The sequence below is a fragment of the Bacillus sp. NTK034 genome (assembly GCF_017303275.1).
In the GTDB taxonomy this organism is placed as follows: Bacteria; Bacillota; Bacilli; order Bacillales; family Cytobacillaceae; genus Cytobacillus.
The window spans coordinates 174,707-195,532 of sequence record NZ_JAFKOJ010000001.1 but is presented as its reverse complement, the minus strand read 5'-3'; the positions used below and the strand labels follow the sequence as shown (position 1 = coordinate 195,532).

Genomic DNA, 20,826 nt, shown 5'->3' with positions numbered 1-20,826 from the left:
GTTCAAAACTTATACTATTTTCATGAAAAAAACAGCAGCCTGCCTTTAATGGCAGTGCTGCTGTTTCTTTATTCTAGCTGTGCGTTTGGGCATAATTAGATAAGCCTTCCTCAAACTCACGTGTCATAAGCGGCTTATGAATATAGAAGCCTTGTGCATAATGGCATTTTAATTCTTTTAAAAGCTCAATCTGCTCCTGTGTTTCCACCCCTTCTGCCACGACTTTCACGGCAAGCCCGTGCCCCATGGTAATGATGGCTTTTACAATGGCAACATCGGATGTGTTTATTCGCAGATTATTAATAAACGACCGATCGATCTTTAATGTATTGATCGGAAGATCCTTTAAATAACTTAAAGAGGAATAGCCTGTGCCAAAATCATCAATAGATACTTTGACTCCTATATCCTGCAGCGACTGCATGACTAGAATACTGTACTCAACATTTCTCAGCATCGTGCTCTCCGTCAGCTCTAATGTTAAATATTGCGGCTCCATACCGGAAAGTTCCAATGCCATCTTAACTTCTTGAAGAAATCCCGGCTGCTGGAATTGATAGGCCGATACATTCACCGAGATGGAGAGAGATTCATAGCCAAGCATTTGCCACCGTTTATTCTGCTTACAAGCCGACCGCAATACCCAGCTGCCGATATCCTCAATGAGACCAGTCTCTTCTGCAAGAGGAATAAATTCACCAGGTGAAACAAGGCCAAGTTTTGGATGATTCCAGCGGATGAGGGCTTCGCTTCCATATAAATTGCCTGTTTCAAGATCAATTAAGGGCTGATAGCATAAATAGAATTCATTTTTCTGCAAAGCTTTTCTTAAGTAGCTTTCAAGCTCAAGTCTGACCATTGCCTGCTGATTCATTTCCATCGAGAAAAAGGTGACCCTGTTTCCTCCTTGCTGCTTGGAGCGATTCGTGGCAATATCCGCATTTTTCAGCAGCAAATGCTCATCGGACCCATCATCTGGATGCAGGCTCGCACCAATGCTGGCTGTGACAATAAACTCCTGATTCGACTGAAATATAGGATGGGATATTTCCTCTAATATCTTTTTGGATACTTTCATAACTTTCTCGATAGTTGCATCCCTTGATAATACCAAAGTAAACTTATCCCCGCTGAACCTGCCCAAATAAGAACCCGATGGCAGAACTCTTTCTATTCTTTCGGAAATCTCCTTTAACACCATATCACCAGCAAAGTGCCCCAAACTGTCATTTATAATTTTAAAGCGGTCGATATCAATAGAAAGAACGGCAATTTTCTTCTGTTTTTTTTTGGCTCTCTTTAATTGCATTTCCAATTGTTCGGTAAACTTCATTCTATTCGGCAGCCCTGTATCCCGGTCGAAAAAAGCCAGTTCTGTTATCTTTTCTTCAATCTTTTTCTGTTCTGTAATATTCCTGCCAATTCCATAAATGCCTACACATTCCCCATTAACAGTAATCGGAATATTTTTCAGCTGAAAAAGATTGGGTTCACCAGATTTTGTATCGATATAAACGTTATAATATTGCTCTTTCCCTCTTAATGCCCGGTAAAAATGCATTCTGACCCTTTGCACATCCCCATCACGAACATATGAAAGAGCTGTTTTTCCGATTATTTCATCCCGTCTGTACCCAAAAGTTTTCTCGAATGCAGGGTTTACACTTGTGAAATTCCCCTTCAAATCAGTTGAATAAACAAAATCTGCATTGTTATCAAACAGAGATTTATAATATTGCTCAGACATTTTCAAACTGCTGTTTAATGCATTAATATCATCCTGGGAAGCATGCATTAAATGAGTCAAAGAAGTAATCGTTTTAAATTGGGGCGTTTTTTCATAAGCATATAAATTTGTACGATTTTTTTTTGATTCTGCACTATTTTCTGATAGAGCAAGATAGGTAAGAGAATGTCCGACCATCTGCGGAACTCCGCCTTTTCGGGAAGATATTTCCCCATAAGAAAAGAACCCATTCGCTGGGGCTATCCCCTGGAACATTTCCAGTTCTTTTTCCGTAAAATCTCTTGCAAACTGTTTTCGTGCCATACAATTGTATATAAATATGCTTTCAGGAGCTTGATGGTCAAGCTCTTTTAATTCCTGTAAAGACCGTTCAATGATGTCTTCCAGATTTGCATAAGCAAACGTGAGTGTGTCTCCTTCTTCAACCCTTCTGTTTACTTTAATAGCACCAGTTTCGAGTGATTTAATAATAAAAACGGACACTTTTTCCCCGCGGTACTTTAACAGGAATGGGAATTCAGTACCTGATTCTGGCAAATCCTTAACAAAAGCCTCTCCCAAATAGTGCTTTAGAATATTTAAGGGCTTCTTATGATCTAAAGAATAGATGATAGATCCTTCCGCCTTTGTAACAGTAAAGCTTTTTCCAATCTCCTGCCACTGATAATTTGCAAACGGACGGACTGAAAGATGGCCGCTTTGAAGAGCAACTGCTGCAAGCCCATCGCTGGTGATTCCATCTTGAGTAAAAGAAAAGCCCTCCTGAAATAATCCATTATCTCCTGCAAGGCCCCCTGAAATCACAATATCCGGATGAGTTTCATTTATCCCCTCCAGCAAGGCAGTGGATTCCACATCAAATCCAGCTGGGAAAATGATTACAGCTTCTGTATTGAAGATAGCAAGTTCCCGTGCCAAGGCTTTTCCCATTTCATAACTATCTTTAAAATCACTCCTGTTGAAAAGGAAAGATTTTAATTCTGTTTTTTCAAAAAAAGTAAAGCAGATTACTGTTTGTTTTTCCGTTATGTGGCCATCATAAATTTCACCAGAAGTCGAACAGCCTGCTATATTTGCAAATGGAAGCCTTTCTGCCAGCTCTTTTTGAAGTTTAGCGATATATTTACTTTCAGGGTTTCCTGTAAAAACCTGCACAAGCAAATTGGGGTATTCCTCCAATTCGTTCAAGTCTATAAATCTATTCAACTGGCTAGTATTCTTATATAAACATGAAATTGTCTTTGCCATAAAAACCCACCATCATAGTAAGATCATTAGAAAAATGCCAGTTACCCTCTAAAAGGAACGCTCCTATACAGCTGAGGGACCAATTTCTAATTTTTATTCAAAAAGTTAGTTACATTTTTAAATTACCATATTTAGTGAACTCTTGACATGACAAAATTAGAAAAAGCTGCCTTTTTGGCAGCTTATTCAATAAATATCCTTATTTTACGTCATAAATGTTAATGGCAATTTAACAAAGCCTAAATATAGAACCAGAATTAAAGCAACAATAAACTGCCCCCATAAAATAGACGTTTTTTTCCCTTTGACAGTGCGGATAATAATCATTTCAAACATTGCGATTACCCAAATGCCTACCAGTGATTTCAATACATAAAGAAGATCGATGCTGTTAAGGCTGCTTAAAATCCAAACTCCTGTTCCAATTATCAGCAAATAGAACAGTCTCAAGATCATGTGAACGACTTTTAAACCTTTTTGCTTGCCGCTTTTATGCATCATAAGGGCAATAATAAATAAAACCAGTGCCAAAAACCATGTTGTTATATGGGCATGTATCATTCCAGTGCCTCCTATTGTGAAATTCGATACCATCATATCATATTGGCATTAGAAAATCCTAAAATTATGGTGCTGCAAAGATCTCAATATATATAACTTTGTGAACTATTTAAGGCAATATGTGATATATCTCATTGACACTCTGAAAATCTAAATTGATATGTAAAGGCCTGTGATTTTATACACAGGCCACCTTTTTATTTTTCTATACAATTTGTTAGAGTTCCTATTTTTTCAACTGTAATTTCCACTTTATCTCCCGGCTGAAGAAAGCGTGGAGGCTTAAAGCCTTTGCCTACACCTGCAGGAGTCCCAGTAGCAATAATATCTCCCGGTTCGAGGGTCATGCCTTTTGAAAGGACCGAGATGATTTCTTCGATTGAAAAGATAAAGTTTTCAGTATTTGAACTTTGCCTCAATTCTCCGTTTACCTTTGTTTGAATATCAAGCTGATTTGGGTTATCAACAGCCGATGAATGAACGATCCATGGACCCATCGGGCAAGTGTTATCCAGGCTTTTACCGATAAAAAATTGCTTATGGCGCGACTGCAGATCCCTAGCTGTTACATCATTAATAATCGTATAGCCAAAGATGTGTTTCAATGCTTCTTCTTTTGGGATAGCACGTCCTTTTTTTCCGATTACAACGGCAAGCTCTCCTTCATAATCCAGCTCTGCTGTAACATTATGATGATTTAATACCGTTTCATTAGGACCTATTACCGTTGTTGGCGATTTCGTAAAAACCATTATGTGCTCCGGAATGTCTTCTTTGCTTCCCATTTCAATTGCATGCTCGGCATAATTCTTGCCTACACAAAAGATATTCTTATCGGGACGGGGAATCGGAGCTTCCAGTGCAACAGAAGCGAGCGGGCGGAAGAGTTCTTCCCTGTCAGGATTGCTGCTTAGCCAATCTTTTAAACTATGTACCTTTTCAATGAATTTATCTCCTAAGGCAATACATTCCTTCAAAGTCTCTGGCAAATCGCTTTCGCCTTCCATTTTTTCTAAAGCTGCATTCAGCGGAAGAACCTTTGTGCCGGTTTCGTCCAATAAACCAGCCACACTTCCGGTGCTATCCATAAAAGTAACAAATTTCAATCCCATCACCTCGTTTTTTTATTCACTTTTAAAGTATAATATAAATTTTCAAATTTTTGGACTATTTATAAGTGAATGCAAATATTAACCCTTTCTCTTCCAATTAGGGATTTTCAAATATGTGAAGCTCCTCCAAAGCCATTCAACCGGACCATAGTAATAGCGGGCAGCCCAGAAGCGGCTGATTATTACCTGAAAAGCGAAAATGAAAATAACCAGAAGTGCCCCCCAAAAAGCAGAGACCTTTCCATAGAAGCCTAATCCATAACTGTAAAAAATAAAAGTCGAGATAACGGACTGGAAAAGATAATTTGAGAGCGAAAGTTTCCCAACATATGAGAGCGGCAGCAGGAATCCAAGACCTTGATCATTTTTTATCATCACTGCTATCCCTAAACCATAAGCAATTGCCAGCAGCGGACCTCCAAATATATCCTGCACGTAATCCAGTCCCAGGTTGCTTTCCATCAAGTAAGGCAGCAATTTGAACAATAACCCTGCAGCCAATGAGACCAGCATAATTTTCGTAAGGAATGCCCGGTTTTTATCCGGTTCCTCCAGCCATTTCAGTTTGGCAGCTCCTCCCCCTATTAAAAATAATGGAAAAATAGATGCCAGCATGATAGGCAGTGAAGAAAGATTATTAACACCGGACCAGTCCTTTATCCGCTGTGCGGTAACCTCGGAAAAGCTTCCATTTTGATAGGCCTGTAAAGAAGCTGTTGCCGCTTGAGGGTCATAGATTGATAGTTCATCAGCAGGAACAAACCGAACCGTTGCAAATAATAAAAGGGCAAATAGCAGATTGGGAATAATGTAAAGCAATATTCCAGTCAAAAGCATATTTTTTCCAGACATTTTTACAAACAGTAAAAAGATAAAGCCGAAGATTGCATAGTTAATTAGAATATCCCCATGCCATATAAGAAAAGCGTGAATGATGCCTATCAGCAGCAGAAGGGAAAATCTCCTTGCAGCCATTGCTCCAAATCCAAGGCCTTTAGCCAATGCCCTTTCCCTTAGAATAACTAAACCATAACCGAACAGCATGGAAAACAATGGATAAAAGCTGGCCTGCACAAAGATATCAATAAAGGCATAGGCGGCTTTATCTGCCGGGCTGTCCCACCAGTCAAAAGGATCAATGTATAGATATGGCGAATGGAAAGAAAGCATATTAACTAAAAAGATCCCGAGGATGGCAAATCCCCTCATTATATCCAGCGAAATGATCCGATCCTTCTCCAGCACCGGACTGGCTTGCCTGTCCATAAAAACGCCTCCTTCTTTGGAAAGAAAATCTAACATTAATGATAGAGAGCAGAATTCTAATTGTCCAGAAAAGAAATGCGGATGCGTCTTGCCCAAACTATCAACTCTCAAACTTTCTTTTCAAAAAGGGACCCCAGCAATGCTGAAGTCCCGCTTTCAATTAATTAACAAAACGGCCTGTTTTTCCTTTCGACTCCCAGTAATCATTCCGAAGATGAATTTTTTGAATTTTCCCCGATGCTGTTTTCGGCAGCTCATCAACAAAAGTCACTCCCGTTACAGCTTTAAAGTGGGCAAGTTTCTCCCTGGTAAAATCGATAATTTCCTGCTCATTCGTTGTTTTGCCGTTTCGAAGCACGACGAACGCGTGAGGCGTTTCCCCCCATTTTTCATGGGGTACAGCTATAACGGCTGCTTCCAGTATGGCAGGATGCTCGTATAATGCCCCTTCAATTTCGATGGATGAGATGTTTTCACCGCCGCTGATTATGATATCCTTTTTACGGTCCACGATATCGATATTGCCAAATTCATCAACACTTGCCATATCACCGGTATGAAGCCAGCCGTCTCGAATAGCTTCCATTGTTGCCTCTTCATTTTTCCAATAGCCTTTCATAACTCCGTTGCTGCGGACAACGACTTCACCAATTTCCAATCCATCATGGGCCACTTCTTCGCCATGTTCATTAATTACCCTTACTTCACAGCCTATCATCTGATGTCCTGCCTTTGCTTTCATCCTGTACTGCTGAGTAAGGGGAAGATCTTTAAGATGAGACCGGATCGTAGATACAGTGCTTAATGGAGATGATTCAGTCATTCCATATACCTGAATAAACTCCCATCCAAGCTCCTTTTCTACTCTTGTTACAAAAGCTGGCGGCGGTGCGGAACCAGCTATAACAACTCTGACATTTTGTTCAACAGCCGGAACAAATTGTTCATAATACTGCATCAGCGAATTCAGGACTGTAGGAGCCATATGCATGACGGATACTTTATTTTTTTGCAGTGCATCAAAAATCTTTTCTGGAGTTGCTTTTCTTATACACACCTGAGAAGCGCCATTTGCCGTGTAATAAAAAGGAGAGCCCCATCCATTCACATGAAACATCGGAAGGACATGCAGCAATACATCCTGATCGCTGACCCTTAAATGATGCATTGTTGACAATGCATGCAGGTAATTGTTGCGATGGGTCAGCATGACACCTTTTGGATTGCCAGTTGTGCCGCTGGTATATAGAAGGCTGCACACATCATTTTCGTCGAGGACCTCCCTTTGATATGGACCGCTGTCCTGACTGCTGAGCCATGAATCATAATCGCTCTCATTCGTCTCTTCCTCTTTATAATGCACGAAGATTTTTTCCACAGTTTTCAGCTGATCTTTCACAGGTAATATAAGATGATAAAGGTCCTGGTCTACAAATAGGATTTTGGATTCACTGTGATTCAATATATACAGGTAATCTTCCGGCTTCAGCCGTATATTTAATGGGACTATAATTCCTCCCAGCTGAAAAACACCATAAAAACCCTCCAGCATTTCGACGGAATTAGGTGCAAGATAAGCCACCCTGTCCCCCTTTTCAACCCCTGAAGCTTTTAAGCCATGGGAAAGCTGATTAACTCTCTTATTCAATTCCTCATATGTAAAAACCCGATCATCTGCAAAAATGGCTTTCTTAGAACCGTAAAGAGACACAGCACGATCTAAAAACTGCGTTACTATTAATGGGACATTCATTTTATGGCCACCTCACTGAAAATTTAGTTAATTCTATATTTTTTATATTATCATAAAAATTATGACAGTTTCACCTGGATTTTGTCTGTTATATAACATTTGCAGACCTTCTCATTAAAGTGCATTTCAGATATTTGGGCTAATTAATCACAATCAGCTAGCAGGCACATACGATATACAAGAAATCATTTTAAAGGGTGTTATGTATGCCAGCTATTGTCGGAGTCGCACAGGTCATATCAATTGGAAGCAGTTCTGTATTCAACATTGGGGATGTCTATAAAATCATGCCTGTTTCTAACGCTAAGACCTTTTCAGGCGCTGGATCGTTTAACACGGGGGATGGCCTGAATGTTTACAATCACCGGAGCACAACAAACACTTATGATTGTGATGGCGTGGATCAGGGCAATTATTTCAATGCTTAAAACGGGTGATGATATGAATTTTTATATACAGCAGTCCATTCATATTAATTTTATTAAGATAGGCGGGATTTCAAACTCTTCCGTTATGCAGATTGGAAGTGCAGGCATAATAAAGCCGGCTTCATATCTGTATAACACAGGGGGATTTACCGAACCTGCACCTGAAGCGGAATCACCAGTTCCATCGGGCCCGGCGGACAGTCTATTATTAATGCCTTCGGTACCTTTGACAACATAGTGATAGGTTATCTTTAAACAAAGCGAGGTGGTGCGCTTGAACCAGCAAATAAATACCTATCTTCACCAATTGCATGCTTTTGTGGAGGCCCAGGAAAAACGAATCCGAATACTGGAAAAGGCGGTTAAGAAACTTCAGGAAGAGACTGAAGTTCTAAAGAACCGTCCGCCAATGCAGGTCGACCGGATTGAATATAAATTTGACCAGCTAAAGGTCGAGTCCCTCGAAGGTACTTTAAACATCGGCTTAAATCCTTCTGAGCTGCAAAACATTGAAGATTTTGCCGTCGATAACAAAAACATCAAAGCACCTATTTCGCCTAAGAATCAGATGAAGAGAACGATGGAAATTGAAGATGCCATCTATCAATATTTAGAACAGGAACTTCCTGACATTACAGCTACTGTACAGAAGAAGTTAAATGTCAGTGTGGATGATTCCTATATTACATTTATCAAAGAAGATATCAAAAAGCAGCTGCCTAACAGGATTGACTTCTATATTAAACAGCAGCAGGCTTCGAATCGATCCGGGAAGGAAAATGATAACAAAGAGATTATTGAGCTTATAAAAAAGGAAATTCACAATGGAGTCCATGCCTTTATCTCACATTTGCCAGAGAATATGAAAGGGATGAATAACGAATGAATTATCAGGTATATAACCGAGATTTGTGTGTTGGCAGCATAAGAGTGCTTGGTGTATCCAGTTCTTCTGTATTAATGGTTGGAGATACACAGACGATCCAGCTTGCAGCAACCTTTGATACCCCAGTAGAATCTCTACTGATTGGGCCTTTTGTGCCGCTAACACCGGAGTAACCGTATGCTTCAAAGAACTTCGTCAGTTGCTAATATTCATATAGATACTATTGCGTTTTCATCGATATTTGAGATTGGGGACTCCTGCTTAATTCAGGGTTTTTCCAGGGCACTTGCAGTTCAGCGCGAAGCGGAGTACTTTGATGCCCATGAAGGCAATTTTGCTGCTTATCCTATTTTCAGTGAGCCCATCCCTCTCCTTCCTATTGATGAAGTAATTGCGATTCAAACTACACAGCTGAATCCAATCATTAAAGTACAGAATATTGATATTATCGGGGTTTCCTCCTCTTCTGTCATTCATATTGGCAACAGTGGAAATATTTCAATGGAAGCCCGGGTCAAGCATATCCGTCAAGTTTATCCAAAAAATAGCACTTCTTAAGAATGAAAATTTTTTCATAAAGGATGTTTTACATGCCAGCTATAATCGGACCGGTACAAATCATCAATGTCGGCGGGGGAATTGTGCAATTTGGAGACTCCCTTTATATCTCTCCAAAAAGCAATTCAAAATCAACGACCGGACAGGGTGCCGCAAATACGGGCGGCTTAGTCATTACAAACAATGGCCTGAGCGCCAGCAATGTTCTGGATACCAGTCTGGTTGATCAGCCAAATGTCGGAAATAACTAATTTTTCAGTAATTTCGGACGATAGCACATTTGTTATCGTCCTTTTGATTTCCTGTCATTAGATTTTTTGGCTTTCGTTAACTTAGATGAAGGCTGCTTCCTGATCCATTTCAAATATTTTCCGATTTTATCATCCTGCTGTAATAATTCTATTGAATTCAGTCGTACAGCCAACTCTGCATTCGTATATAAAGCATGAATCTGCTTATGACAGGGTATGCATATTTTCGCGGTCGGCAGGAAGGTGCCCCCCATTTCTTTCGGCGTTAAATGATGGACGGTTATTTCAGTATCCTCCCGCATGCATAATTCGCAGGTTCCCGTCTCTGTTTTCTTTTTTCCCATTGCTAGCCTCCTTTATATTTAATTTACCCTTTATATTGGGGGTAATAAAATCGCATATTTTCCCCTTTGCGCGCGGGTACTCTCTGGTTGTGCGCGCTTGTTCAGCTAGTGCGCGTATCTCTCCTGGATCTGCGCGGATTTCTCCTTTTTACGCGCGGAGATGCTTCGTTTGCGCGCGGGATTTCACTGGCTGTGCGCGGCTTTTCGGCTAGTGCGCACAATACCATTCCTGCTAATACGCAAAAAGCCGGCAAGTTTCCTTGCCGGCTTTCCCTATAACTTAATTGTATGAGCCCCGTCAAAGAAGAATAAGTATCTTTCTTTGACTTTTCTCTTTAATATTTGTTCCAATGCTCTGGTGTACATATCAATTTGAACTTTGTACCTGTTTTCGAGAACGGGTTTGGCTTCAGCAAAGCCTCCCTTAAACCGGCCCCTGATTCCATCCGTTTTATAATCCAGAAGCACCAGACCCTGCTCATCTTCAAATACGCAGTCCACAATCCCCTGAATGAGAACCGTTTCATCCTCTCCCTGCCAATCTGAATAGATTTCCCGGGCTGGGAAAGATAAACTGAATGGGATTTCTCTTCGTATCGATTTAGCCTGAACAATTCTTTTTCCCAGTTCGGTTTCGAAAAACTGTACAATCAGCTGCGGCTCAATACTGGCATGCTGCTCTTCTGTCAGCAATTCGTTATGAACCATCTCATCCATTTTGAAAGCTACCGTTTCCACAGCTGCAGGCCTGCTTAAATCAATATGCTGCATGACAGCATGCATAGCAGTACCCCGTTCAGCTGGAGAAAGAGATTTTTCCTGCATGAATCTAGGCCTGCCCAGCAGGGGTTTATTGATTTTACGGATTAATTCAGTACCGCTGTCTTCTTCTGAAAAAATCTCCCGCTGCCGCTTTACTTCCGAAACGGATTGCTTAGATCTAGCTTGAGCAGCCTGCTTAAAGGAATATTTCCAGGAAAGCTGTTCCTCAACTTTATCCTTATAAGCCGATTCAGCCGGAACAGGTTTCCCTTCATAAACCAATTTCAGCAAATCCGTTTCGCCCTCATTGGCTTCTTCTGAAAGAACTGCAGCTTCTTCGCTTTTGATTATGGTTAAATTCCAGCATGAAGGGTGTTCAAGTATTTCAGAAGGTACGAGAGGATGAACCTGCCCTTCCCCTCTCAATGCCTCACAATCTCTATGTCTGACAAGCGATGGACCAATCCAGTCCAGGTAACTGTTTGCAGAAGCCCTGTCATACTCATTCAGGAGCCACTCTTTATGCTCCGATGCCTGCAGCCACTGATTTATTTTTTTATCAGCACTCTTGACGGACGATACCAGGAAAAGCTTTTCCTTCGCCCTTGTTAAAGCAACATATAGGACCCGCATTTCTTCAGCAAGCATTTCCATTTTCTTTTTTCGTTTAAAAGCAATCTGCGGCAAAGAGGGATAAGAAATTCTCTTCTCGGCATTCACATATTTTGCAGCGAATCCAAATTCCTTATCAAGCATGTACGGCTTTTTTAAATCCATCGTATTAAAACTGCGGGCAAGCCCTGCAATGAAAACGAAAGGAAATTCCAGCCCTTTGCTGCTGTGGATCGTCATAAGGCGGACAACATCTTCCTGCTCACCCAAAGCACGGGCAGCGCCAAGATCATCGCCTCTGTCCCGCATTCGTTCAATAAACCTTAAGAAGCGGAATAATCCTCTGAATGATGTTGCTTCATACTGTCTGGCTCTGTCGTACAGTGCGCGAAGGTTTGCCTGTCTCTGTTTTCCGCCCGGCATGCCGCCGACGAAATCATAAAATCTGGTTTCTCTATACAGATGCCAAATCAGTTCGGAAAGCGAACCTTGGCGCGCCATCACACGCCAATCTTTAAGCTGATCAAAAAACGGCCGCACTTTCTCATATAATTCTTCTGCTTCCAGGGTTGGGTCATTCCGGCAAAAAGAAGTCAAAGCTTCATAGAAAGAACCTCTTTTATTATGGATTCTGATTTGTGCCAGCTCTTCTTCGGTCAGCCCCAAAATAGGAGATCTTAGAACTGATGCCAGCGGAATATCCTGATACGGATTATCAATCACTTTTAGAAGTGACATCATAATCGCTACTTCCGTTGCTTCAAAATAGCCGCTGGAGAGATTGGCATAAACAGGGATTCCCTGCTGTTTGAACTCCTCCATTATTTGCGGAGCCCATGTCATGGAACGAAGCAGGATGACAATATCCCTATACTTGGCAGGCCGCTCGGATTGGGTCTTTGTGTTGTAAACTTCTTTCCGATTCCCAATGATTTCTTTTATTCTCGACGCCATAAATCTGGCTTCGAGCTGTGACTGGGCTAACTCTTCGCTGTCAAAACCCTCATCCATTGATTCAGGCTCAGGTTCGTTTTTTTCATTTCCTTCAAGATCAATAATGACTATTTCCACAGGGTGTTCCTGACTCTCTGAATAAGGAGCTCCTTTAACAAGCTCAGCTGCCTGATCATACTCAATTTCACCGACAGATGTCCCCATAATTTGCTTAAAAATATAGTTGGTCCCGTGGAGGACTTCTTTACGGCTTCTGAAATTTCGCGCCAGATCAATTCTAAGCCCTGCCTCTTCTCCGTCCCGGCCAAACCGGGTGTACTTACCCAAAAACAGATTAGGCTCTGCAAGGCGGAAACGGTAGATCGACTGCTTTACATCGCCTACCATGAAAAGATTTCCGTTTTCTTCTGAATCTGCCGTTACCAGCTGCAAAATCGCTTCCTGCACCATGTTGGTATCCTGATACTCATCAACCAGGACTTCTTTGAACTGATTTCTGCAGGCAAGAGCTGCTTCTGATGGCAAAAGCCTTCCCTCTTCATCTGATGATGAGAGAATTTCAAGGCAATAATGCTCAAGATCGGCAAAGTCAACCAGCCCTTTTTCAGTTTTAACCTGGTCAAAGCGAATTGAGAATTCTTTAACTAACGAAACAAGCGATTCTATATGGGACTTCATTTCCGCCATATCACGCATGAAGCTTTCCTGTTTGCGGAAAAACAGTTCTTCCTGCAGGCCGGTTATGATTTTCTTGGCCTGGTCCCTAAGTTTCTTTGCCTTTTCAACCAGCCCTTCATCATAATCATTGCCCTTACAGGTTTTGGCTCTGCCAAAAGACCATGATTGCATCGCTTCATATAGCATCGGCCATGAATCGTTTTTCGCTTCGATTAGAGTATTGACAACGTGCAGATCTGCGATAAAGTTTTCTGCTCTCGGAGCCGGTCCTCCAGGAAGTTTGGTCAGCTCCAGCCCATATTCCAGCAGCTGCTTGGCCCCTTTCAGCTGAAGATCTATATCCTCCAAAAGGGAACGGACAAATGGAAGCTTTTCAAGACTGTCAACACCCTCCACGTTATACATCTCAACAATTGAATCAAGATATTGATCAGGTGAAGGGTTGGAGCGGGCAAAATCGTATAAGTCCCTTATTATATCCTGAAGGGCAGTGTCACTTCTGTCATTTGTAAAAGTATCAACAAGTGCAAAGAATGCTTCGTTTCCCTCTTTACCGTATTCCTCTTCAAAAAGCTCCTCGAGTACTTCATCTCTTAAGAGCTGTGCTTCTGTTTCATCAGCGATTCGAAATCCGGGATCAATATCGGTCATGTAGTAATATTTACGAATCATCTCTAAGCAAAATGAATGCAAAGTCGAGATGGATGCCCTGTTTAATAAGCTTACCTGCTTTCTGAGGTGAGCAGACTTCGGATCGGCATCAATAGCTTTTTCAAGCGCTTCGCCGATTCTGTGCCTCATTTCGGCTGCTGAGGCATTTGTGAAGGTCACAACAAGGAGTTCATCGACATTAATAGGATCTTCATCAGCGATAATCTTATTGATAATCCTTTCAACCAAAACAGCCGTTTTCCCTGAACCGGCTGCAGCAGCCACCAGGATATCCTGGCCCTTGGCCATAATTGCTTTCCACTGGTCATCAGTCCAGGTTGCATCCTCCGGCTTAGGCGGTATGGCCATTTTCATCGCCCTCCACCTCCTTCTTGATGATTTCAATCATGTCTTCCTTTGGCTTAGGCACAAATAACCTGTAATCATTGGTTTCGAGCGATTCGTCAAATTGGCATACAGATTTATAGGCACAAAATGTACATGGTGTTTTTTCCTTCATTTTATATGGGGCAATTTTAACATCGCCCTCTGTAATCATATTGCCAGTATTCCTATACATCTTTCTTACGTAGCGCCGCAAATAATCAAACTCCTGCTTGCTAGCCACTTTAGATCGCTTTGAAAGTGTGCCGTCTTTTTTAAATCCGGCTGAGATAATGGATGAATCTCCTGTCTCAATTGTCTGGTCCATTAACCTGATGACATTTTCATCTCCCAGCAGCAGGCCATTCATTTTAAATTTCTTATAGAGTTCCTGCTCGATATCCTCTATGGTCAGCATTTTTGAAGTGCTGACGATTGGATTATGAACATGGAAATAAAGGACTCCTGCCGGATCGGCTTCAGTCCCGATCAAAGAATTGGAATGGGCAATAATGATGTCCAGATACGTGAGCATCTGCAGAGCAATCCCATAATATACCTCACTGACATTCAAATCCTTGGAGCTGGATTTATAGTCAATTACCCGTAAAAATGTCCCGTTTGTATCCTGAGCCTTGTCCACTCTGTCAATTCTTCCGACAAGCTCCATTTTAGTCCCATTTTTAAGAGGAAAAACAAGCGAAGGAAGTTCTCCTTTTGGACCAAACCCCAATTCCAGCCCCACTGGCGAGAATCCGCTTGATTTGGCATGCTCACTGATAACATAGGAAGCCCTGCTGATGATTTGCTCAAGCTTTCTCTTAATATAGTGATGCCTGTTCGAGCTTAAAAGAATTTCATTTTGCAGTTTAGGAGCAAGCATTTCAACTGCTTCTTTTGCAAGGATCTCACACTGTTCCCTTGTCATATCTGTCCATGAAAGTTTCTGGGACATAACTGTCTCTGCGATAAATTTTAAAGCGGCATGGAATAAATCCCCGATATCCGGCGCTTCCAAACGGTATACCTGTCTTTCCCGCAGCTTTAGTCCATGCTGTGCAAAATGGGAAAATGGACAGCTATGGAATAATTCCATCCTGGAAACACTCGCCTGAATATGATCGCCATACAATTCTTTACTGATGTCTTCGCCAAGCTGAATTGTCCGGTTTTCATAATTCAGGCTGGAAAGAACCTTTAATGCCGGCCTTCTCCACTGCTCATTGTTAAGATAGCAGTTATAAACATCCCACCACAGGTCATAGATTGGATAGCTGCGTTTTTTCAGCTGAAGCTGAGAAGTCAAATACGAAAGTGCTGTATTAAGATTATCCGCATATTCCAGCTGTTCTGTTTCCGGCAGCTCTGCCGGATCCGACATGAAGGAAAGCTGCCTGCAATCAGGGAATAAATCTCCCAATCTCTTAATATATGGAGAAGGCATAAGTGCTTTACCTTCTTCATTCGCCAGCGGATAACTGATAAAAAGTTTTTCTGATGGAGTGACAAACGCTTTATAAGCAATAAATTCTTCATCAAGAAGTCGTGTTCGGCTTCCAGGCGCCAGTTTCATTCCGCTGGTGTTAAGAATTTCTCTGTCATCATCCGCCAGCACACCCTCCTCTGAGAACTTGGCAGGAATTACTCCTTCATTGAGACCAATGACAAAGGCAGCTTTAATATCAGTTAGCCTTGATCTTTCCAAATCGGCAGCCATGACCTGATCGATGGCAGGCGGAACAAGCGTGAAACGCAGCGACTCCAGACCGGCATCCAGAACGGAAGCAAAGCGCTTTAGAGTCACCTCTTCTTCACCAAGCATTTCTACATACTGATCGAGAAGCTCCATAATGGCATTCCATGCTTGTCCATGCTCCCTTGATTTAACAAGGTTCCCTTTTTCCTCTTCAGCCGATTTCCACTTTTCAATCTTCACAGGCACATCCAATTCTTCCAGATATAAAAATAAAGCTTCACAATATCCGCGGCCATCAGCAGCCTTTTTCAAGCGCCTGTGCAATCTTAATATTGGGCCTGTAATCATTTCGCGCAAATCACTTAACTCATCTTCTATTTTCTTCTCGGCATCTGTCTGGGCAACCGCTTCAAACTCCAGCCCCCTGATTCTCCTGTATATCCATCTTTTCTTCTTCGTCCATTTGTCCCCTTGGATGCCATAGGCAAGAACATAGTTCTCAAGTCTGTCCATTTGCTCACGAAGCTTGCCGGCGTTTAACTTGGACGGGAAAATAAGCTCCGTTTTTACTGCTCTGAAGATCGGTTCATAGCGCCAATTCCCATTGATGATTTCAAGAGTTGACCTAATTAACTCCACGAGTGGATGATTCATCATAGTTCTTTTTTGGTCAATAAAATATGGGATTTCGTAGTCATGGAACACTGTTTCAATCATGTCATGATAATCCTGTCCGTTTCTTGCAAGTACTGCAATATCACGATAGCGATAGCCATCTGTGCGAACAAGCTTATTTATTTTTCTGGCAACGCCCTCGATTTCAGCCCGCCTGTTGACAGCCTGTCCGATGTGGATGTCTGCTTCCCCTGGAAATGCCTCAGCAGGCCTGCTGTCAAAATATTCCTCAAGATGTCTAAGCGAAGGGCTGCTCCACCTTTTTTGCTCAGCAAGGACCATTTCTTCAATACCCAGACTGTTGCGGAAAGCCATTTCTTTGATTGTCTGATAGTTTTCTCCCGCCATTCTGAATAAATGAAGATCTTCAGGAGCACTATGCTTACGCGGCTGGTCAAGTGTCAGTGTAATAGTGACGTTTTTACACTGCTTCATCAGCTGTTCAACAATCGAATATTCCTGTGGTGTAAAGCTGTAAAAGCCATCTATATAAACCTCGGCATTTTTTAGATACTCTGAATGGGATGCTTTTTCAGCAAGAAGGCGGAAGTAGTCTTCCGAATCGGTATATTTGCCGGCAAGGGATTCTTCAAAATTTTTATAGATTAACTCAAGATCATGAAGCTTGTCCTGAAGTGCCTTATTCGATTTCCCTGTTCCTGGGAGCTGCTGCTGCCTTTCAGCAAGTTCATCGGGGGCTACACAATACCGTTTGAATTCAGTCATCATTTGTTCAATTTGCTGAATAAAACCATTTTTATCTGCAGCCCTCTGAAAAAGCTTAAGCTCATCCTTTTTATCTTCGATGATCTTGCGGATAAGCATGCTGATGCCAACACTGTTTAGATGATATCTGCTCAAGCCTCCTGTTTCCTGAAGAATTCTCCACGCAAGTCGCGTGAAAGAATATACCTGGCTGCGAATCATTCCGCCAAGGCCGGGCGTTGTAATTAATTTATATTCTGAAAGGAACGTCATTTGTTCCGGAACTAAGTAAATGATGGGATCTCCATCCGGATTAAGCCGCAGTTCATCGCGGATTTCATTAAGGCAGTATTCCGTTTTGCCGCTTCCGGACCGGCCTATCAATAAACGTACGGTCATTTTTTTCCTCCTTAAAAAAGCTCTCTCTATCATTATTTTATCATATAAGCTGTTCAATTTTTTGTATGGGGTTCTTCAAAATTGTGGAAATGACAACTTTCCTATACGGGGTTTCGTGCATAAAGTATATCGGCAGGTGATAAGGATGATTTCAAAACAGATCCTGATTGCAACTTCAGTCATTTTGACAGTTACAGGAATTTTCGTGGCCAGCAACATTTATACACTAATCCCTATTTACGGGGATATTGCTGACTCATTTAAAGTAAATGAAAATTATATTGTTGGCGGGGGAAGCCTGTTTGCATTTTTTTATGCAGCCGGCCTGCTGTTCTTTGGTCCTGCTTCAGATACATTTGGCAGGCGCAAAATTATTATTACGGGTTTGTTTGCTTCTGCTTTGTCCACTTGTGCCGTCGGGCTTTCTCCTAATGTAGAGGCTCTCTATATAACCAGGTCGATTCAGGGGCTGACACTTGGGAGCTTTGCTCCTGTTGCCTTCGCTTATACCTTTGATCTTTTCAGGCCGAGGAGCCGCACCCTGCTGCTTGTTTTTATCAATACAGGATTCCTTGTCGCCGGCATTCTTGGACAGCTGATCAGTTCGACAATTACTTTTTATTTTAAATGGAACTATGCTTTTTATTTCTTTGCGTTTTGCTATTTTATACTTTTCCTTGTATCGTATAAAATACTTCCAGGCACTTCTCCTCCTTGCAAATCAGGGGTTTCCGTTATTTCAATTATGAAAAAACTATTAATGAAGGGAAGCCTGCTCCAAAGCTATGCTATTACCTTTACTTTGCTGTTTGCCTTTGTAGCTTTTTACGATGCAATAGGAAGGAATTTCGAGGGAACAATGGAGGAGCTGTTCACATTAAGAGCTGTGGGACTAATCGGGGCGCTGCTGTCTCTCTTTACGGGAAAATTAATTGAGCGGATTGGTGCCCATTCGACATTAAAGCTTGGTTTACTTTTAGGGATTTTCAGCATTATTAATATGTTTTTCTTCAGCAGCACTATTGCCTTAATGGCAATTTCCATTATGTTTGTGGCTTCCATATCCCTTCTTGTTCCCACTGTTATCACACTGATTGGCATGATTGCAGGAGCTGACCGTGCAAAAGCGCTTTCTCTCTATTCTTTTTTTCTATTAACCGGAGCAAGCCTTGCGCCCCCAGCGGTTATGATTCTGGAATATCATTATGTACTGTTTCTGCTTCTTGCCTTTTTCCTGACGAATATCGTTCTTAGCTATTTCTTGTCAAAAGAAATTATTTTTGTCAGTCAGCCAGAATAAATCTTGTAAAGCGCGGAATCATTCCGCGCTTCGTCACTCTTTCCACTCCTTTCTCAGGAGCCCGTATAAATACATATCATGCCGTTTTCCATCGCGCTCAATAAACTCTCTATAGCAGCCTTCTTTCTGGAATCCAAGACTTTCATAAAGAGTTTTTGCTCTGGTATTATAGGAAAATACAGTAAGCTGAAGCCTATACAAATTAAGCTCCATAAAAGCATAACTAATAAGGCATTGCATGGCTTCCTTTCCGTACCCTTTTCCCCATTCTGTTTTATCTGCAATGGCGATGGTAATCCAGCCTGTTCTGTGTGGCCATAAAATGCCGTTTAACTCCGCATAGCCTATCAGTTCATTTGCTTCTTTTAACCTGAGCGAGAATCTGAAGGTGTCTTGCGGACACTCATCAAGCCATTTCTTAATTTCCATTTCCTGTTTGGGTTTTACCGGCTGAGCATCCAGGTTTCGCATAATTTTTTCGTCTGCACGCCACTGGATTATCTTTTTAATATCTTCCTCAAGAAACGCCCCCAGAATGATCCTTTTTCCAGACAATATCGTACAGCTTATCACTTTTCTCCCCCCTGAAAAATTAATTCTGCAGAAGATGGGATTCGCTAATTGGATAAATAAAGAGCTCCCGAAGGAACTCTTTATTCGTACGTTTCGACAAATACTGTGGCTCCCATCCCGCCTCCGACACATAGAGAAGCTATTCCTTTATGGCCGCCTCTTCTCTTTAATTCATGAACAATACTCACAACAAGGCGTGCACCAGTACATCCAATAGGGTGTCCCAGGCTGATTCCGCTTCCATTTACATTTACTTTGTCCCGGTTTAAGCCTAACTCTTTCTCCACCGCCAAATATTGGGCTGCAAAAGCCTCATTGATCTCAATCAAGTCTGCATCCTCAAGTGACCAGCTGACATTAGCAAGACCTTTTTTGACTGCCGGCACTGGCCCTATTCCCATTACTTTTGGGTCTACTCCTGCCACGGAGAAGCCAGCAATCCTTGCCAGAGGCTTTAGTCCCTTTTCCAGAGCCAGTTCTTCCGGCATCAGGACAAGGGCTGCTCCGCCGTCATTCAGGCTTGATGCATTTCCGGCTGTAACGGAGCCGCCCTTTCTAAAGACAGGCTTCAAGTTTCGCAGCTTTTCGGCTGTTAAATCTGCACGCGGGTTCTCATCTTTTCTAACGGTTACTTCCCCTTTCCTGCTTTTCACAGTAATTGGAACGATCTGCGAATCAAAGTAACCGCTTTCAATCGCGTGCAAGGCTCTCTTGTGGCTAAGCAAGGCCGCTTCATCTTGCTCTTCTCTTGTAATGGCATGAATTTCTGCCAGGTTTTCTGCCGTTTCCCCCATCATAATATGATGGATTGGATCTTCGAGAATTTCCCACACGGTGTCGGTTACCTGCCCATGCTGCATGCGGGCGCCCCAGCGATGCTGTTTTAATAGATAAGGGCTGGAGCTCATGGCTTCCACTCCTCCAGCAATCACGATATCTGACATCCCTGACTGAATCTGCAGCGCTGCAGACATAATTGCCTGCATACCGGATGCACACTGCCTCTGGACTGTAAACCCTGTTGTTGTATCATCAAAGCCTGCAAGCAAAGCTGCTGTTCTTGCTGTATTCGGTTCATCTGTACGCTGAATGCAGTGTCCCAAAATTACTTCATCCACCTCATTGCTCTGCAGGCCGCTTCTCCCGGCAGCTTCTTTTAATACAGGCACAATCAAATCTGTCGGCAGAAGATCCTTAAACGCTCCGCCAAACGTTCCAACCGGTGTTCTGACTGCTGATGTTATTACAACATTTCTCATCTTTTCCACCTCATTTTATCTTCT

At 42.1% G+C, this 20,826-nt stretch carries 17 protein-coding genes; 7 read left to right on the top strand and 10 right to left on the bottom strand.

Translation table 11 applies throughout. The annotated features are described in order from the left end of the window. Positions 1-73: 73 nt before the first annotated feature. The 5 genes from JI665_RS01065 to JI665_RS01045 form a co-directional block, all read right to left on the bottom strand. Complete coding sequence (locus JI665_RS01065; RefSeq protein WP_206835185.1) at positions 74-2,995, bottom strand: EAL domain-containing protein; 2,922 nt, start codon at positions 2,993-2,995, stop codon at positions 74-76. A 204-nt stretch (positions 2,996-3,199) separates the two neighbouring features. Further along, entirely contained in the window at positions 3,200-3,556 is a 357-nt protein-coding gene (locus JI665_RS01060) for a YisL family protein (protein WP_206835182.1), read from the bottom strand. Between the two features lie 197 nt (positions 3,557-3,753). Beyond that, complete coding sequence (locus JI665_RS01055) at positions 3,754-4,662, bottom strand: fumarylacetoacetate hydrolase family protein (RefSeq protein ID WP_206835179.1); 909 nt, start codon at positions 4,660-4,662, stop codon at positions 3,754-3,756. Positions 4,663-4,746: 84 nt separating this feature from the next. Further along, a complete protein-coding gene (locus tag JI665_RS01050; protein ID WP_206835177.1) occupies positions 4,747-5,934 on the bottom strand; it encodes a DUF418 domain-containing protein in 1,188 nt (395 codons plus the stop codon). A gap of 160 nt (positions 5,935-6,094) precedes the next feature. Beyond that, on the bottom strand, positions 6,095-7,687 hold the full coding sequence (locus JI665_RS01045) for a long-chain-fatty-acid--CoA ligase (RefSeq protein ID WP_206835175.1): 1,593 nt from the start codon (positions 7,685-7,687) through the stop codon (positions 6,095-6,097). A 206-nt stretch (positions 7,688-7,893) separates the two neighbouring features. Here JI665_RS01045 and JI665_RS01040 point away from each other — a divergent pair, with 206 nt between their 5' ends. The 6 genes from JI665_RS01040 to JI665_RS01015 are packed head-to-tail and all read left to right on the top strand — an operon-like array spanning position 7,894 to position 9,810. Next, positions 7,894-8,115 carry a spore germination protein gene (locus JI665_RS01040; protein ID WP_009331280.1) on the top strand — a complete coding sequence of 74 codons (222 nt, stop codon included), beginning with the start codon at positions 7,894-7,896 and terminating at the stop codon, positions 8,113-8,115. Positions 8,116-8,128: 13 nt separating this feature from the next. Next, a complete protein-coding gene (locus JI665_RS01035) occupies positions 8,129-8,353 on the top strand; it encodes a spore germination protein GerPB (RefSeq protein ID WP_206835172.1) in 225 nt (74 codons plus the stop codon). A 36-nt stretch (positions 8,354-8,389) separates the two neighbouring features. After that, complete coding sequence (gerPC, locus tag JI665_RS01030) at positions 8,390-9,001, top strand: spore germination protein GerPC (protein WP_206835170.1); 612 nt, start codon at positions 8,390-8,392, stop codon at positions 8,999-9,001. Next, on the top strand, positions 8,998-9,174 hold the full coding sequence (locus tag JI665_RS01025; protein ID WP_206835168.1) for a spore gernimation protein GerPD: 177 nt from the start codon (positions 8,998-9,000) through the stop codon (positions 9,172-9,174). Before gerPC ends, JI665_RS01025 begins: the two co-directional genes overlap by 4 nt. Positions 9,175-9,178: 4 nt before the next feature. Further along, positions 9,179-9,559 carry a spore germination protein GerPE gene (locus tag JI665_RS01020; RefSeq protein WP_206835165.1) on the top strand — a complete coding sequence of 127 codons (381 nt, stop codon included), beginning with the start codon at positions 9,179-9,181 and terminating at the stop codon, positions 9,557-9,559. Positions 9,560-9,591: 32 nt separating this feature from the next. Further along, positions 9,592-9,810, top strand: coding sequence for a spore germination protein (locus JI665_RS01015; RefSeq protein ID WP_009331287.1), 219 nt, complete (start codon positions 9,592-9,594; stop codon positions 9,808-9,810). A 32-nt stretch (positions 9,811-9,842) separates the two neighbouring features. On the opposite strand, the gene JI665_RS01010 is transcribed toward JI665_RS01015, so the two are convergent. The 3 genes from JI665_RS01010 to addB all read right to left on the bottom strand — a co-directional run bounded on the left by JI665_RS01010 (position 9,843) and on the right by addB (position 17,670). After that, a complete protein-coding gene (locus JI665_RS01010) occupies positions 9,843-10,154 on the bottom strand; it encodes an HNH endonuclease (RefSeq protein ID WP_206835163.1) in 312 nt (103 codons plus the stop codon). A gap of 273 nt (positions 10,155-10,427) precedes the next feature. Beyond that, entirely contained in the window at positions 10,428-14,186 is a 3,759-nt protein-coding gene (gene addA / locus JI665_RS01005) for a helicase-exonuclease AddAB subunit AddA (protein ID WP_206835161.1), read from the bottom strand. Then, positions 14,164-17,670, bottom strand: a complete 3,507-nt coding sequence (addB, locus tag JI665_RS01000; RefSeq protein WP_206835158.1) for a helicase-exonuclease AddAB subunit AddB — start codon at positions 17,668-17,670, stop codon at positions 14,164-14,166. The genes addA and addB overlap by 23 nt, the downstream gene beginning before the upstream one ends. A 145-nt stretch (positions 17,671-17,815) precedes the next feature. Here addB and JI665_RS00995 point away from each other — a divergent pair, with 145 nt between their 5' ends. Then, on the top strand, positions 17,816-18,970 hold the full coding sequence (locus JI665_RS00995) for an MFS transporter (RefSeq protein WP_206835156.1): 1,155 nt from the start codon (positions 17,816-17,818) through the stop codon (positions 18,968-18,970). A gap of 33 nt (positions 18,971-19,003) precedes the next feature. Here the strand turns inward: JI665_RS00995 and JI665_RS00990 are convergent, their stop codons facing one another. Together JI665_RS00990 and JI665_RS00985 are read right to left on the bottom strand one after the other, a co-directional pair. Beyond that, positions 19,004-19,543, bottom strand: a complete 540-nt coding sequence (locus JI665_RS00990; RefSeq protein ID WP_312886117.1) for a GNAT family protein — start codon at positions 19,541-19,543, stop codon at positions 19,004-19,006. Between the two features lie 80 nt (positions 19,544-19,623). Continuing rightward, positions 19,624-20,802 (bottom strand): thiolase family protein, encoded by a 1,179-nt coding sequence (locus JI665_RS00985; protein WP_206835154.1) that lies wholly within the window; start codon positions 20,800-20,802, stop codon positions 19,624-19,626. Positions 20,803-20,826: the final 24 nt, after the last annotated feature.